Genomic DNA, 13892 nt, shown 5'->3' on the forward strand with positions numbered 1-13892 from the left:
CTATTCAAGCGCCTTTTGCTTTTATGCCGGCGAAGCGGGTCCGCTTCGCCGTAACGCGTGTATTCCGGCCCGGACGTCTATGGCTTCGGCGCCGCCGCGGCCGTCGGCGGATGGCCCGACGGATTGGCAAAGAAGCGGAAGAACTCGGAATCCGGCCGCAGCAGGAAACGGGTGTCGTTGGAGCGGAGCCCGGTCTCATAGGCCGACATCGAACGATAGAAGGCAAAGAACTCCGGATCCCTGCCATAGGCCTCGGCGAACAGCCGGTTGCGTTCGGCGTCGCCCACGCCGCGAGTCTGCTCGGCGGTCGAATTGGCCTCCGCGACGATGACCGTCGCCTCGCGATCGGCCTTGGAGCGGATCTCCTGCGACTTCTGGCCGCCCTGGGCGCGGAACTCCGCCGCCTCGCGCTGCCGTTCGGTCTGCATGCGCTGATAGACCGCCTGGCTGTTGGCCTCCGGCAGATCGGCGCGGCGGATACGCACGTCGACGACCTGAATGCCGTACTGATCGGCCTCCCTGTCGAGCTGGTCGCGGATGCGCGTCATCAGGCCCTCGCGTTCGTCGCGCACCACATTGATGAAGGTGACCTCACCCAGCACGCGGCGCAGCGACGCGTTCAGCAGCGTCGTGAGCTGGATGTTGGCGGCCTGGATCGAACCGATGCTCTGATAGAAGCGCAACGGATTCTTGATCCGGTAGCGGGCGAAGGCGTCGACGACGAGCCGCTTCTGGTCGGAAGCGATGACTTCCTGGGACGGATTTTCCAGATCGAGGATGCGCTTGTCGATGCTGATGACGGTGTCGATGAACGGCGCCTTGAAGTTAAGGCCCGGCTCGGACACGACGTCGACCGGCCGGCCGAGCCGGACCACGAGCGCCTGTTCGGTCTGCGACACCGTGAAGATCGAGCTGTAAATCACGATAGCCGCGAGGAACAGCACGACCAGGGTGACAATACCTGCAACCGGAGACTTCATCGGGTGCCTCCCTGCTGCTGCTGGCCAGCCGTGGGCGCCGGCCGGCGCGGCGTCAATTCGCTGAGCGGAAGAAACGGCACGACGCCCTGTGCGGAGTTGCCGCCGTCATAGACCAGCTTCTCGGAACCGCCGAGGATCCGCTCCATCGTCTCCAGATAAAGTCGTTGCCGCGTCACATCAGGCGCCTTCTTGTATTCGTCAAAGACCTTCTCGAAGCGCGAACTCTGGCCCTTGGCCTCGGCAATCGCCTGTTCCCTGTAGCCTTCAGCAACCTGCAGAATCTGCGCAGCGCGGCCACGTGCGTCGGGAATGACGCGGTTGGCATAAGTCTGCGCCTCGTTCTGCAGCCGCTCGAAGTCGGCGCGCGCGGCCTGCACGTCGCGGAACGCGTCGATCACCTGCGCGGGCGGGTCGACCTTCTGCATCTGCACCTGCGTGATCTGAACGCCGGAGCCGTATTGATCGAGCGTCTTCTGCATCAGCTCCTGGACGGCCTGCTCGGTCGTGTTGCGGGCGCCGGTGAGGATCGGCTGGATCTGCGAACGCCCGATCACCTCGCGCATCGCGCTCTCGGCCACCGCTTTCACGGTGCCTTCGGGATTCTGGATGTTGAAGAGAAAATTGCCGACGCCGTCGGGCTTGATCCGCCACAACACGGTGAAGTCGACGTCGACGATGTTCTCGTCGCCGGTCAGCATCAGGCTTTCTTCCGGCACGTCCCGCATGGTGCGGCCGCGCCGTGCCGGATCGTCGATCAGCGACATGCCGATCGAGAGGGTGGAGACGCGCAACGCCTTCGGCAGCAGCACGGTCTCGATCGGATACGGCAGATGATAGTTCAGGCCGGGTTGCACGGTGCGCACATGCTTGCCGAAGCGCAGCACGACGCCGAGTTCTTCCGACTGCACGCGGAAGAATCCGGACAATCCCCAGATCGCCAGCGCGCCAACCAGCACCAGCGCGACGCCCATGCCGCTGAAATGTCCGCCCGGCAGAAGCTGCTGCAGCCTGTCCTGGCCGCGCCGCAGAAGGTCTTCCAGGTCGGGTGGCCTCGGCCCGACCGATTGCGGACCGCCGCCCCATGGTCCCTTGGGACCCTGGCCCCACGGTCCGCCTCCGCCTTGATTCTTCCACGGCATATAAACTCTCCTCTGCGGGGGGCCCGGGTCCGCCTGTTGGGCAAGATGCCTTAAGCCTCGCATATCCGCCCGGCTTTATAGGGGACCGCTAGGTCCCTTACAACGCAAGCTTACCGCTCGAAGCAGCTATGCCTGACGCCATAATTGTCAATGCAAACATTGGTTAGCGAGGTTAACGCTGTTGGCGCCGACGAAATGTCACATAGGAGAAATCGGCACTGTCGTGCGGGCCGGCCGGATTCCGCACCCGCGCCACCTCTTCCCAAGCGGTTTCATCGACGGCCGGGAAACGCGTGTCGCCGTCGGGCCGGGCATGCACCTCGGTTAACTCCAGGCGATCGGCGCTGTCCATCCATTGGGCATAGATTTCCGCGCCGCCGATCACAGCGATCTCAGTGGCGAAACGTCGCAGCGCATCGCCCGTGGCGATCGCCTTCGCGTCGGTGAAGGAATGGGTAACCACCACGCCATCGGCGCGAAAGCCCAAGTCGCGGGTGACGACGATATTGGTCCGTCCGGGAAGCGGCCGGCCGATCGAGACGAAGGTCTTGCGCCCCATCACCACGGGCTTTCCTGTCGTCAGCGCCTTGAAGCGCGCCATGTCCGATTTCAGCCGCCACGGAATGGCGCCACTTGCCCCGATCACGCCATTCTCCGCGACCGCAACGACGAGAACGATTTCCATTACCGCGTCCCTTGCGCCAGCGCCGCCAGATCAGGACCGCCGACCCGGCAAATCGTCCACTCGTCCATCAGGACCGCGCCGAGCGATTTGTAGAATTCGATCGACGGCGTGTTCCAGTCCAGCACCGACCATTGCAGACGCGACCAGCCGTTTGCCACGCATTCCCTGGCGAGATGCACGAGGAGCGCCTTGCCGATGCCCTTGCCGCGCAGCGCCGGGCGAACGAACAGATCTTCCAGATAGATCCCGGAGCGGCCGCTGAAGGTCGAGAAATTGACGAACCAGACCGCGAAACCGGCAGGCATCCCGTTCCATTCGGCGATCTCGCAAAACAATCGCGGATTGGCGCCGAACAGCGCCGCATCGATGTCGGCCTCCGTCGCCTCCATTTCGTGAAGCAGCTTTTCGTACTCGGCGAGTTCGCGAACGAAGGACAGGACAAGTCCCGCTTCGCCCGGGCGCGCGCGGCGGATCGCGAGGGACATCAGATGCTCAAACCGCTGCTCATACAGCCACTTCGGCCTTGATGTGCGGGTGCGGATCGTAGCCTTCGAGCGCAAAGTCCTCGTAACGGAACGCGAAGATATCCTTCACCTCCGGATTGATCTTCATGGCCGGCAATTGGCGCGTCGGCCGCGTCAGTTGCAGCCGCGCCTGTTCGAGGTGGTTGGAGTAGAGATGGGCATCGCCGAGTGAGTGCACGAAATCACCGGGCTTCAGGCCCGTCACCTGCGCGACCATCATGGTCAGCAGCGAATAGGAAGCGATGTTGAAGGGCACGCCGAGAAACACATCGGCGGAACGCTGATAGAGCTGGCAGGAGAGCTTGCCGTTCGCGACGTAGAACTGAAACAGGCAGTGACAGGGCGGCAGCGCCATCTTGTCGACGTCGGCCGGATTCCAGGCGCTCACGATCAGCCGCCGCGAATCCGGATTGCGCCTGATCATGTCGACGACGTTGGAAATCTGGTCGATGCTGCGGCCATCAGGCGCCGGCCATGACCGCCATTGCGAGCCGTAGACCGGGCCGAGATCGCCATTGGCGTCGGCCCATTCATCCCAGATCGAAACGCCATTGTCCTTGAGGTATTTGATGTTGGTGTCGCCGGCGAGGAACCACAGCAATTCGTGCACGATCGCCTTCAGCGGTAACCGCTTGGTGGTCAGCATCGGAAAACCGGCCGACAGGTTGAACCGCATCTGGTGACCGAAGATCGACAGCGTGCCGGTGCCGGTGCGGTCGTGCTTTTCCGCGCCGTCAGAGAGGATCCGTTCGAGCAGGTCGTGGTACTGGTTCATGGCTGAGTTTCGGGCCTTTCGGGAAGGCGAATTTAACGACCGGGATAGCCGATCGACACGCCGATTCGACCCCTCCCGGCGATTATACCCGGAAAAATGATCATCCCCGGCACAAACGACAAGGGGCGGAACCTGCGTCCCGCCCCTCGCCCATTGCCTTGATTGTGTGGATTAATTCACCGCTTTGAGCACCGGCGTCCACTTGGCGATTTCGTTCTTCACCAGCGTTCCCAGCGCCGCAGGGGTGCGGTCGGCGGGAGCCGGGATCACGCTGCCGAGATCGAGCAGGCGCTTGCGCACGCCCTCGTCATCCAGCGCCTTGACGACGGCGGCGTTCAATTTGGCGACGACATCCGCAGGCGTTCCCTTCGGCGCGAAGATCGCGTTCCACGCCTGGGCCTGGAACGCCGGCAGCCCGGCCTCGGTGGTGGTGGGAACATCGGGTAGCGACGGATTGCGCTCCGCTGTCGCCACGGCATAGGCCTTGATGGTGCCGCCGTTGACCTGCGGCACGGCATTGACGATCTGGTCGCACATGTAATCGACCTGCCCGGCCACCAGCGCGTTCATCGCCGGACCGGTGCCGTTGAAGGGAACGCCGATCGGCTTGACCCCGAGGACCGAGTTCAGCAACTCGCACGAGACGTTCGAGACCGAGCCGACGCCGGCATGCGCCGCGTTGACCTTGCTTTCGTTCGCTTTGACGTAGGTGATGAATTCCTTGAGATCCTTTGGCGGCAGATCCTTGCGCGCCAGGATCAGGATCGGCGTGCCTGCGAGCAGTCCGACCGGCTCGAAATCCTTTTCCGGGTGATAGGCGAGCTTGGGATAAAGCGGCACCGAGGCCGCATGCGTGCCCATATGCCCTGTTATCAACGTATAGCCGTCATTGGCGGCCTTCGACGCGCGCGTGGTGGCGGTGGTGCCGCCGGCGCCGACGACGTTTTCGATGATGATGGCTTGACCGAGCGTCTGCGCCATGTGGCCGGTGACGATGCGCGCGATGACATCGGTCGGACCGCCCGCCGCGAACGGCACGATCATGGTGATGCTGCGCGTCGGATAGGCCTGAGCCTGAGCCTGCGAAGAAGACAAGCCCATTCCGGCAAGCACTGCCAGAAAACCGCTCGCGAGCGAGCGACCGTACCAATTCATTTTTGACCTCCCGATATCCGTTGCAGTGCCGATCCCGCCGGCCGGCATCATTTTCCATGGCATAGAAAATTAGCCCGAAGTCAACCAGACTTCGGGCTGCGACGCACAGACGCAGGTCAGTTCTCCGACTCCACAAAGACCTCGTCGCGCTTCTTGCGCAGCGAAGGCAATACCGCAAGCACAAGCAGGCCCGCAGCGATCGCCATCAGCACCGCCGACAACGGGCGGGTCAGGAACACTGACCAGTCACCGCGCGAGATCAGAAGTGCACGACGCAGGTTTTCTTCCATCAGCGGTCCGAGCACCATGCCGAGCAGCAACGGCGCCGGCTCGAAATCGTGCTTGATCAGCCAGTAGCCGACCAAGCCGAACGCGCCTGCGAGCATGACGTCCGTTGGGGCGTTGTTCACTGAGTAGATGCCGATGGAGCAGAAAACCACGATCGCCGGAAACATCAGGCGATAAGGCACCCGCAACAGCCGCACCCAGATCCCAACCAGCGGCAGGTTGATGATTAGCAGCATCAGATTGCCGACCCACATTGAGGCAATCATGCCCCAAACGAGTTCCGGCTGCTTCTGCATTACCTGGGGACCCGGCACGATGCCGTGAATCGTCATCGCGCCAACCATCAGCGCCATGACGGCGTTGGGTGGGATACCCAGCGTGAGCAACGGGATGAACGAGGTCTGGGCCGCAGCATTGTTGGCGCTTTCGGGCGCCGCGACGCCCTGGATCACCCCGTGGCCAAACTGCGACGGATTCTTAGATATCTTCTTTTCGAGCGTGTAGGCGGCGAAGGAAGCGATCACGGCGCCACCGCCCGGCAGAATACCGAGCAACGATCCAAGCACGGTGCCGCGCAGAATCGCGGGGGCCGAATCCTTGAGGTCTTTCCGCGTCGGCATCAGACCCGTGACTTTTTCCTGAACCAGCTTGCGATCGGTTTCACCGCCAGCATCGAGATTTCTGATGATCTCCGCAAAACCGAACAGGCCCATCGCCACCGTGGCGAAGCCAAGTCCGTCGGCGAGTTCGGGAATGTTGAAAGCCATGCGAGACGCACCGGTCTCGATGTCGGACCCGACCATGGACAGCAGCAGTCCGAACACGATCATCGCGATCGCCTTCAGCACCGACCCCTTTGCGAGCACAACCGCAAAGATCAGGCCGAGAACCATCAGCGAGAAATATTCGGCAGGACCGAACGCCAGCGCGAGCTTGGTGAGCGGCGCGCCCAGCAGCGCGATCAGCACGGTCGCGACACAGCCGGCGAAGAACGATCCGATCGCGGCGATCGCGAGCGCCGGACCGGCGCGGCCCTTTTTCGCCATCTGGAAGCCGTCCAGCGCGGTGACCACCGAGCCGGCCTCACCGGGAATGTTGACCAGGATCGAGGTGGTCGAGCCGCCATACTGCGCACCGTAATAGATGCCGGCCAGCATGATCAGCGCGCCAACCGGCGGCAGGCCAAAGGTAATCGGAAGCAGCATGGCGACAGTGGCGATGGTGCCGATGCCCGGCAGCACGCCCACCAGCGTGCCGACCAGCGCGCCGATCAGACACAGCAGAATGTTGACGGGAATCGGAATCGAAGCTCCGCCCAGAAAGGCGGGCGTCCACTGTACGAACTGGAAAACGACACCGAAGCCGAGCCCAAGATTTGAGAAGATATCTCCCATCGTACCCTCAACGTATCAGGAAAGTCGGCAGGAGCTGCAAAGGCAGTCCGAGCGCGTATGGAAATAGCAGGGCGCAAAACGCCGTCAGGCAGGCGCCGACGATCAGTGTTTCTACCCACCGTGTCTCCGGTGTTCCGCATGCCGCGATGACGAAGCTTGCCATGGCCGCGAAGATCATTCCCATCGGCCGGATCGTAAAGGCAAACGACAGGATCGCCAGCGAAACAAACAGAGGACCCCGCCAGTGGTATTTCGCGAGGTGAGCGCCTTCGGTGAAAACGCCGACGAGGGCGACGGCAGCGCCCAGACCCAGCAGCAGAAATCCAAACATCCGGGGCGCCGTGCCGGCGCCGAACGAAAATCCGCGCATGCCCTGCAGGTCGCTCGACGCCCAAAGGGCGAACAAGGCGATAGCCATCAGGGCTACTCCGCCGATGAAATCCTGCGGGCCGCGAACCCATTTCGGCAAGAAAGATTTGACCGGCTCCTGGCCGGGCGTGGCGTTCATGGATACTCCTCCCCCAAAGCGGGCTTGAGCCCGTTGCTTGGATAACCTGAATACTTGTCCCGGAAACTTGCTAGCGAGTTTCCTCAGACAACGCCAGCAAAACCCAAAAAGCTTCCGGGCCGATTGGCAAATGATGTCGTAAGCTTGCAATCAGGCTCACCGAAGGGCCGCAGATCGCAACCATTGCGATTGGAGCACAGCAACATCCGAGCATTAGCCGATCGGACACGCGATCCAGACGCCATGCCGGCGAAATCCTGATGCTGGGACGCGATCGGCATCTGGTGCGCTTCGGGAATGGTCGAATTCGCGGCGAAACCGCAACTGAGCGATGTCAAACCGAAAGCCCCGGGGCCGGTAATCCCCTGCCGTTCAGCGCCTTTGGCCCTATTTTTCTCCAAACTTGCACCCTATATTGGGGGGGCCGGTTCGCCGGCTATGGAAATAAATGACCGTCGCAATAAACCATTCGGACCCGGGGGCAGTACCCGGCGCCTCCACCCAAGCCCACCCCTTTGGTGCGGGTTTCGGCGGGGGCGAACCAGGATCGACGAGGGCGTAAAGGGCGAGTTTTTTCTCGGTATGGTTCCGCCGTTATCGGGCTATGCAATAGTTGCAAACGACAACTATGCTCCGGTTGCTCAGGCTGCGTAACGCAGTTTGAAAGACCAAGTCTAAAGTCCTAGTGGGTTAAGCTCCGCTAGGCGGGGTTCGGAGGCACCTGGCAACAGAAGCCTCCACTTTATTCTTTTCATATCCGGCCGACGACGCCGTTCTGCCGCAAATTCGCTCCCTCACGCCTGCTGACCTGCGGCTCCCGCCGGGGTAGCATGGGGCAAAGGGGCGAGTCGGGAGACCGGCGGCCATCCAACGTAACAGGACGACCATGGCGACCGACCATATCCGTTATGACGTGCTGGCGCGCGACGCGCTGCGCGGTGTGCTGCGCCGCGTGCTGACCGACGCCGCCGAACACGGCCTGCCGGGCGAGCATCATTTCTTCATCACCTTCCTGTCCACCGCCGACGGCGTGAAGCTCTCGCCGCGGCTGTTGGCGCAATATCCGGAAGAGATGACGATCATCCTGCAGCACCAGTTCTGGGATCTGGTGGTGACCGAGGATCGTTTCGAGGTCGGCCTGTCGTTCGGCGGCATTCCGGAGCGGCTGGTGGTGCCGTTCGCCGCGATCAAGAGTTTTCTCGATCCGTCGGTGCAGTTCGGCCTGCAATTCGAGCCGTCCGAAGCCGTGGCAGAGGCGCCTGCGGCGAAGTTGCCCGCGGTCCCCGCTCCGTCTGCGCTACCCGTCGCCGCGCCGGAGCCCGCCGCGGAAAGCAAGGACGAGCCGGCGAAGACGGGCGAAGGCGCGGAAGTGGTGCGGCTGGATCGTTTTCGTAAGAAATAATCTACGCGCGGAAAAACCGCGACGCTGTAATGTACACGTTCCGCCATCTCACGGCGCAACGGACATTACGTATGGCTCGATCAGAAACATCCGGAAACAAATCTACCCGCAGCGAGACCGACAGCTTCGGTCCGATCGACGTTCCCGCCGACCGCTATTGGGGCGCGCAAACCGAGCGCTCGCGACAGAATTTCAAGATCGGACAGGATCGCATGCCGATCGCGATCGTCCATGCGCTCGGCCTCGTTAAACTCGCCTCCGCCCAAACCAACCGGGAACTCGGCTTGCTCGATGCGCGCCGCGCCGGCGCCATCATCCGCGCCGCACGCGAAGTGATCGAAGGCAAGCTCGACGATCACTTTCCTCTGGTCGTCTGGCAGACCGGCTCCGGCACCCAGAGCAACATGAACCTCAACGAGGTGATCGCCAACCGCGCCAACGTGTTGCTGGGCGGCAAGCTCGGCGCCAAGGAGCCGGTTCATCCCAACGATCACGTCAACATGAGTCAGTCGTCGAACGATTCGTTTCCGACGGCAATGCATATCGCCGCCGCGGGACGCATCATCGCCGACCTGATTCCGGCGCTCACCGAACTGCATCGTGAATTGCGCAAGAAGGAAAAGGCGTTCGCAAAGATCGTCAAGATCGGGCGAACCCACACCCAGGACGCAACGCCATTGACGCTGGGGCAGGAATTTTCCGGCTATGCTGCGCAGGTCGAGAGCGGCATCGCGCGGCTGCGCATTGCGGTGAAGGAACTGTTCCCGCTGGCGCAGGGCGGAACTGCCGTCGGCACCGGCCTCAACTCGAAGCCGCGATTTGCAAAACTGTTTGCCAGGCACGTCGCGAAAATCACACGACTGCCCTTCACCAGCGCGCCAAACAAATTCGAGGCGCTGGCTTCCAACGACGCCTATGTCATGGTGCATGGCGCGATCAATTCGGTGGCGACCGGCCTGTTCAAGATCGCCAACGACATTCGCCTCTTGGGCTCGGGCCCGCGTTCCGGTCTCGGCGAATTGATCCTGCCGGAAAACGAACCGGGCTCGTCGATCATGCCCGGCAAGGTCAACCCGACCCAGTGCGAAGCGATCACCATGGTCTGCTGTCAGGTGTTCGGTAACCAGACAGCCGTCACCGTTGCCGGGAGCCAGGGACATTTCGAATTGAATGTTTACAAACCCGTGTTGGCATATTGTATGATGCATTCCATTCAACTGCTGTCGGACGCGGCGCGCTCGTTCACCGAACATTGCGTGGTGGGCATACGCGCCGACGAAAAGCGAATTCGCGATTTGATGGAGCGCTCGCTGATGCTGGTCACCGCGCTGGCTCCGAAGATCGGATACGACAACGCGGCGAAGGTCGCCAAATCGGCGCACGCGCGCGGAACAACATTGAAGGAAGAGGCTGTGCGCCTCGGGTTTGTGAACGCCGCCGAATTCGAACGCCTGGTGCAGCCGGACAAAATGACACACCCGGGCTGAAGGCCACGGCCATCCCCGGGAAACTACGGGTGAGAAATATAAATTATGGATCATACCTGAAGAATGAGGTTGATCATCTATCGCGATTGCATCGACGCATGGTAGGAGCAGGAATTATTCGGTTTTCGCAGAGCGAAACATATTTTTTGATGCTATCAGAGAGTCCTACACGGGGATTCCGAATGACTATGCAATTTGCCAGCGCACGACACGACGTTTTTTCAGCCAATGAATTATCATGCCTTCGAGTCGCCGGATGATGGAAGCGAACATGGCAGACGTGATCAACCTGAAGCGATTCAAGAAGCGTAGCGAACGGGAACAATCGGCAAGGCAAGCCGATGCCAACCGCGCGCGCTTCGGCCGGACCAAGGCCGAACGCGCGCTCGATGAACGTCGCAAGGATCGCGCCGGCGATCTTTTGGACCAGCACAAGCTCGATGACGGAGGCGCGTCATGAAGTCACCCGTCGTCAAACGCTCGATCGTGGTCGCCGGCCACAAGACCAGCGTCAGCCTCGAAGAGGCGTTCTGGAACGGCATGAAGGAAATCTCGGGGCTGCGGAACATGACCTTGTCCGAGCTGGTCGGCGAGATCGACAGCAATCGCCAGCAGGGCAATCTGTCCTCGGCGATCCGACTTTTCGTGCTCGACTATTTCCGCACCCGCGCCATGCCGCCGGCTGCCGCGCCGGACGCGCCGCGGCCGCAGGCTTAAGGTTTAGATCAGGCGAGCGCGCCGCAAGCGCGCCCGCTCTGCTCCACCGCAACGCTCAATAAACGAGTCCGGTGCCGGGCGGCTTTTCGAGCGCCGTGGCCAACGACCGATATTCTTCGCAAGCAGTGCCGCAAATCGCCGCGATACGGCTGAGATGATACGACGCCTGGTCGCGATTGCCCTGCTCGATCTGCCACAGCCCGTAATACTGCCACGTCAGCACGTGGTTCGGGTCCGCCTTCAGCGCGCGCTCATACCAGGTCTGCGACAGCTTGTAGTCGCCGAGCTTGCGATAGGAATAGCCGATCAGATTGGCGACACCTGCGTTGTCGTCGTGGCCGAGCGCCTTTAGCTGTCCGATGGCGGCGGCATAATCGTTGCGCTCATAGATCGTCGCATGGGCGGCGCGGTATCCCTGCCGGAAGGCGGCATCGTCGACGCTCGACTGTTTGCTGGGCTTCTTCTTGGATTTGGCGCTCGATCTGGGAGCGGATCTGGTGTCCGGCGGTGGCGGGGTGGCCGAAGGTGGATCGCCGCCGCCTCCCGCCGCAAAGGCCGGAACGGATGGCGGCGCTGCGACCAGAGCCACCGAAAACAGTGCCAGCGTTGCGAGCTTGATTGCCGATTTCAACATGCGAACCTCCGGTTTTCCTGCGTGAGCGAGTCCATGGTCCAGCCGCAGGTACAGACCCCGCCGGGCGGCAAGTATTCCCGCCGGCCGCGCAGAAGCGTTGCGCGTTGCGGCAGGCTGGACGAATGACGGGGCAATGCGTATTTAATTGATGGTCGTCGCAGTTCCCCGCAAAAGCGGCGGGAGGAACCCGACGAAGACCGACGGAAGACAAAGACTGACGGAAGAAGACCCGTCACCGAGAACCCTGGAGAGAGAAATGGACATCGCAAAGCTGACCGCGCCTCGCGACCTCAGTCCATTTTCGGAAGCTCTCCATGCCTGCCTTTCTCGTTCTGGATTCCATCTCCCTCGCCACCCCTGACGGACGTCCGCTGTTCGATGGATTGACGCTCGCCATCGGGCGCGAGCGCACCGGCCTTGTCGGCCGCAACGGCTGCGGCAAATCCACATTGCTTCGCCTGATCGCGGGCGAGATCGAACCAGCAGGCGGATCGCTGCAACGCATCGGCTCGATCGGCATGCTGGCGCAACTGACCGATGAACGACTGACGGTCGACGAGGCGCTCGGCGTCGCCGGCGATCTTGCCCGGCTGCGCCGGCTCGAACACGGCCAAGGATCGCTTCAAGCATCGCTTGATGACGTCGCGGAGGCTGATTGGACGCTGGAAGCGAGAATACAGGTGGCGCTGGTCGAAGCCGGACTGCCGTCGTTGCCACTGCATCGCCCGATCGTCTCCCTGAGCGGCGGCGAGCGAACGCGCCTCGCGCTGGCGCGCCTCCTGATCGCGGCGCCGGATCTGCTGCTGCTGGACGAGCCCACCAACAATCTCGACGCTGACGGCCGGCAGGCCGTGGCGCAGTTGCTCGAACGCTGGCAGGGCGGCGTCCTCGTCGCCAGCCATGACCGCGCGCTGCTGGAGCGCGTCGACCGCATCGTCGAACTGACGCCGATCGGCATCAGCATATTCGGCGGCGCGTGGTCCGCCTTTACCGAAGCGCGCGAGGCTGCCCGCACCCGCGCCGCCGATGGCCTCGACCGCGCCTCGGATGCCCTGCGCAACACCGAACGCGCGCTGCAGAAGGCCCGGGAAAAGAAGGCGCGCCGCGACAAGGCCGGCCGCGCCTGGCGCGCCAAGGGCATCGAGGACAAGATGTTCATGGACCGCGAGAAGGAGCGCGCCGAGAACAGCGCCGCGCGCGACAGCCAGCTCGCCGGCCGCCTGCTCGGCGAGCGCACCGAGGCGCTGGAGATGGCCAGGGCGCAAGTCGAGATCCTGACGCCGCTTTCGATCGATCTGCCGCGCACCCACCTGCCCGGCGGCCGCGAACTCATTGCGTTGAAAGACGTGGTGATGGCCTTCGGAGAGCGACATCTGTTCGGTCCGCTGTCATTCGACGTTCGCGGACCCGAGCGGATCGCCATCCGCGGCGCCAACGGTTCTGGCAAGACCACCTTGTTCCGCCTGCTCACCGGCGAACTGAAACCTGCAAGCGGCGACGTCGGCCGCCTCACCGACCGCATTGCCGTACTCGATCAGCACATCGGCCTGCTCGATCCGGCGGAGAGCATTCTCGACAATCTGCGCCGCTTGAATCCGGAGCTCTCGGCCAACGAGGCCCACGCGGCGCTGGCACGGTTTGCGTTCCGTAACCGGGCGGCGCTGCAGATCGCGGCCACACTCTCAGGCGGCGAACTGCTGCGCGCGGGCCTGGCCTGCGTATTCGCCCGCCCGCAGCCGCCGTTCCTGCTGCTGCTGGACGAGCCGACGAACCATCTCGATCTCGCCGCGATCGAGGAACTGGAAGATGCTCTGAAAGGATTCGACGGCGCGTTGATCGTCGTCAGCCACGACGAGGCGTTCTTGCGGGCGATCGGGATCGGACGGGAGATCGTGCTCGGTTAGGCCATGTACCTATAAAACCGGTGATGTGACGTACAGAAAAAATGTCTGCTTTGCCCTTAGAGCGACGCCGTTACCGCACGGCAGCGAAGTGACGGGAAGTGCCACACTCGGACTCATGCACCGCAGCAAAGAACGTCGCTATTCGATCACATCACCGGCGAGCGTCAGCAAGCTCGGTGGGAGCCTTTATGCCCTGCTCGGCTGAATGCTGCGGTGTCTTGCGCCGGATTTGGTCGCGACGACCGCGTTGGCTGTACTATTGAACGCCGATGTGCCCTCAACATCTCCAGTCTAGCGTCG

At 62.5% G+C, this 13892-nt stretch carries 14 protein-coding genes and 1 other RNA gene; 6 read left to right on the top strand and 9 right to left on the bottom strand.

Translation table 11 applies throughout. The annotated features are described in order from the left end of the window. Nucleotides 1-77: 77 nt before the first annotated feature. The 8 genes from hflC to KIP88_RS08155 form a co-directional block, all read right to left on the bottom strand. The gene (hflC, locus tag KIP88_RS08120) at nucleotides 78-980 is read right to left on the bottom strand and encodes a protease modulator HflC (RefSeq protein WP_214487377.1); all 903 of its coding nucleotides are present in this window, start codon (nucleotides 978-980) and stop codon (nucleotides 78-80) included. Continuing rightward, nucleotides 977-2119 carry an FtsH protease activity modulator HflK gene (hflK, locus tag KIP88_RS08125; protein WP_214487378.1) on the bottom strand — a complete coding sequence of 381 codons (1143 nt, stop codon included), beginning with the start codon at nucleotides 2117-2119 and terminating at the stop codon, nucleotides 977-979. The genes hflC and hflK overlap by 4 nt, the downstream gene beginning before the upstream one ends. Before the next feature lie 172 nt (nucleotides 2120-2291). Then, complete coding sequence (locus KIP88_RS08130; RefSeq protein WP_214487379.1) at nucleotides 2292-2804, bottom strand: dihydrofolate reductase; 513 nt, start codon at nucleotides 2802-2804, stop codon at nucleotides 2292-2294. Next, complete coding sequence (locus tag KIP88_RS08135; RefSeq protein ID WP_214487380.1) at nucleotides 2804-3289, bottom strand: GNAT family N-acetyltransferase; 486 nt, start codon at nucleotides 3287-3289, stop codon at nucleotides 2804-2806. Before KIP88_RS08135 ends, KIP88_RS08130 begins: the two co-directional genes overlap by 1 nt. Nucleotides 3290-3308: 19 nt before the next feature. After that, nucleotides 3309-4103: a thymidylate synthase gene (locus KIP88_RS08140; protein ID WP_214487381.1), complete on the bottom strand. Its 795-nt coding sequence runs from the start codon at nucleotides 4101-4103 to the stop codon at nucleotides 3309-3311. 171 nt (nucleotides 4104-4274) lie between these two features. Further along, nucleotides 4275-5258 (bottom strand): tripartite tricarboxylate transporter substrate binding protein BugD, encoded by a 984-nt coding sequence (locus KIP88_RS08145; RefSeq protein WP_214487382.1) that lies wholly within the window; start codon nucleotides 5256-5258, stop codon nucleotides 4275-4277. A 116-nt stretch (nucleotides 5259-5374) separates the two neighbouring features. After that, nucleotides 5375-6940, bottom strand: coding sequence for a tripartite tricarboxylate transporter permease (locus KIP88_RS08150; RefSeq protein ID WP_214487383.1), 1566 nt, complete (start codon nucleotides 6938-6940; stop codon nucleotides 5375-5377). A gap of 7 nt (nucleotides 6941-6947) precedes the next feature. Further along, nucleotides 6948-7598, bottom strand: coding sequence for a tripartite tricarboxylate transporter TctB family protein (locus tag KIP88_RS08155; RefSeq protein ID WP_249790625.1), 651 nt, complete (start codon nucleotides 7596-7598; stop codon nucleotides 6948-6950). 234 nt (nucleotides 7599-7832) lie between these two features. Between KIP88_RS08155 and ssrA the strand changes: the two genes are divergently transcribed. From ssrA to KIP88_RS08180, 5 genes are all read left to right on the top strand, one after another. Continuing rightward, nucleotides 7833-8190, top strand: a transfer-messenger RNA (tmRNA) gene (gene ssrA / locus KIP88_RS08160). 144 nt (nucleotides 8191-8334) lie between these two features. Then, the gene (locus KIP88_RS08165; protein WP_214487384.1) at nucleotides 8335-8850 is read left to right on the top strand and encodes an SspB family protein; all 516 of its coding nucleotides are present in this window, start codon (nucleotides 8335-8337) and stop codon (nucleotides 8848-8850) included. A gap of 71 nt (nucleotides 8851-8921) precedes the next feature. Continuing rightward, nucleotides 8922-10337, top strand: a complete 1416-nt coding sequence (fumC, locus tag KIP88_RS08170) for a class II fumarate hydratase (protein ID WP_214487385.1) — start codon at nucleotides 8922-8924, stop codon at nucleotides 10335-10337. A gap of 271 nt (nucleotides 10338-10608) precedes the next feature. Continuing rightward, the gene (locus tag KIP88_RS08175; protein WP_214487386.1) at nucleotides 10609-10797 is read left to right on the top strand and encodes a DUF4169 family protein; all 189 of its coding nucleotides are present in this window, start codon (nucleotides 10609-10611) and stop codon (nucleotides 10795-10797) included. Continuing rightward, entirely contained in the window at nucleotides 10794-11054 is a 261-nt protein-coding gene (locus KIP88_RS08180; protein ID WP_214487387.1) for a ribbon-helix-helix domain-containing protein, read from the top strand. Before KIP88_RS08175 ends, KIP88_RS08180 begins: the two co-directional genes overlap by 4 nt. Nucleotides 11055-11109: 55 nt before the next feature. On the opposite strand, the gene KIP88_RS08185 is transcribed toward KIP88_RS08180, so the two are convergent. Then, nucleotides 11110-11688 (bottom strand): lipopolysaccharide assembly protein LapB, encoded by a 579-nt coding sequence (locus KIP88_RS08185; RefSeq protein ID WP_214487388.1) that lies wholly within the window; start codon nucleotides 11686-11688, stop codon nucleotides 11110-11112. A gap of 314 nt (nucleotides 11689-12002) precedes the next feature. Here KIP88_RS08185 and KIP88_RS08190 point away from each other — a divergent pair, with 314 nt between their 5' ends. After that, nucleotides 12003-13592, top strand: coding sequence for an ABC-F family ATP-binding cassette domain-containing protein (locus KIP88_RS08190; protein WP_214487389.1), 1590 nt, complete (start codon nucleotides 12003-12005; stop codon nucleotides 13590-13592). Nucleotides 13593-13892: the final 300 nt, after the last annotated feature.

The sequence above is a fragment of the Bradyrhizobium sp. SRL28 genome, from assembly GCF_018596315.1.
In the GTDB taxonomy this organism is placed as follows: Bacteria; Pseudomonadota; Alphaproteobacteria; order Rhizobiales; family Xanthobacteraceae; genus Bradyrhizobium.

Bases quoted from the DNA above. Each gene is read 5' to 3' on its own strand.
- hflK (WP_214487378.1), bottom strand. From the start codon at position 2,119: ATGCCGTGGAAGAATCAAGGCGGAGGCGGACCGTGGGGCCAGGGTCCC.
- KIP88_RS08150 (WP_214487383.1), bottom strand. From the start codon at position 6,940: ATGGGAGATATCTTCTCAAATCTTGGGCTCGGCTTCGGTGTCGTTTTC.
- KIP88_RS08135 (WP_214487380.1), bottom strand. From the start codon at position 3,289: ATGTCCCTCGCGATCCGCCGCGCGCGCCCGGGCGAAGCGGGACTTGTC.
- KIP88_RS08165 (WP_214487384.1), top strand. From the start codon at position 8,335: ATGGCGACCGACCATATCCGTTATGACGTGCTGGCGCGCGACGCGCTG.
- KIP88_RS08140 (WP_214487381.1), bottom strand. From the start codon at position 4,103: ATGAACCAGTACCACGACCTGCTCGAACGGATCCTCTCTGACGGCGCG.
- KIP88_RS08145 (WP_214487382.1), bottom strand. From the start codon at position 5,258: ATGAATTGGTACGGTCGCTCGCTCGCGAGCGGTTTTCTGGCAGTGCTT.
- KIP88_RS08175 (WP_214487386.1), top strand. From the start codon at position 10,609: ATGGCAGACGTGATCAACCTGAAGCGATTCAAGAAGCGTAGCGAACGG.
- KIP88_RS08180 (WP_214487387.1), top strand. From the start codon at position 10,794: ATGAAGTCACCCGTCGTCAAACGCTCGATCGTGGTCGCCGGCCACAAG.
- KIP88_RS08185 (WP_214487388.1), bottom strand. From the start codon at position 11,688: ATGTTGAAATCGGCAATCAAGCTCGCAACGCTGGCACTGTTTTCGGTG.
- hflC (WP_214487377.1), bottom strand. From the start codon at position 980: ATGAAGTCTCCGGTTGCAGGTATTGTCACCCTGGTCGTGCTGTTCCTC.
- KIP88_RS08130 (WP_214487379.1), bottom strand. From the start codon at position 2,804: ATGGAAATCGTTCTCGTCGTTGCGGTCGCGGAGAATGGCGTGATCGGG.
- KIP88_RS08190 (WP_214487389.1), top strand. From the start codon at position 12,003: ATGCCTGCCTTTCTCGTTCTGGATTCCATCTCCCTCGCCACCCCTGAC.
- fumC (WP_214487385.1), top strand. From the start codon at position 8,922: ATGGCTCGATCAGAAACATCCGGAAACAAATCTACCCGCAGCGAGACC.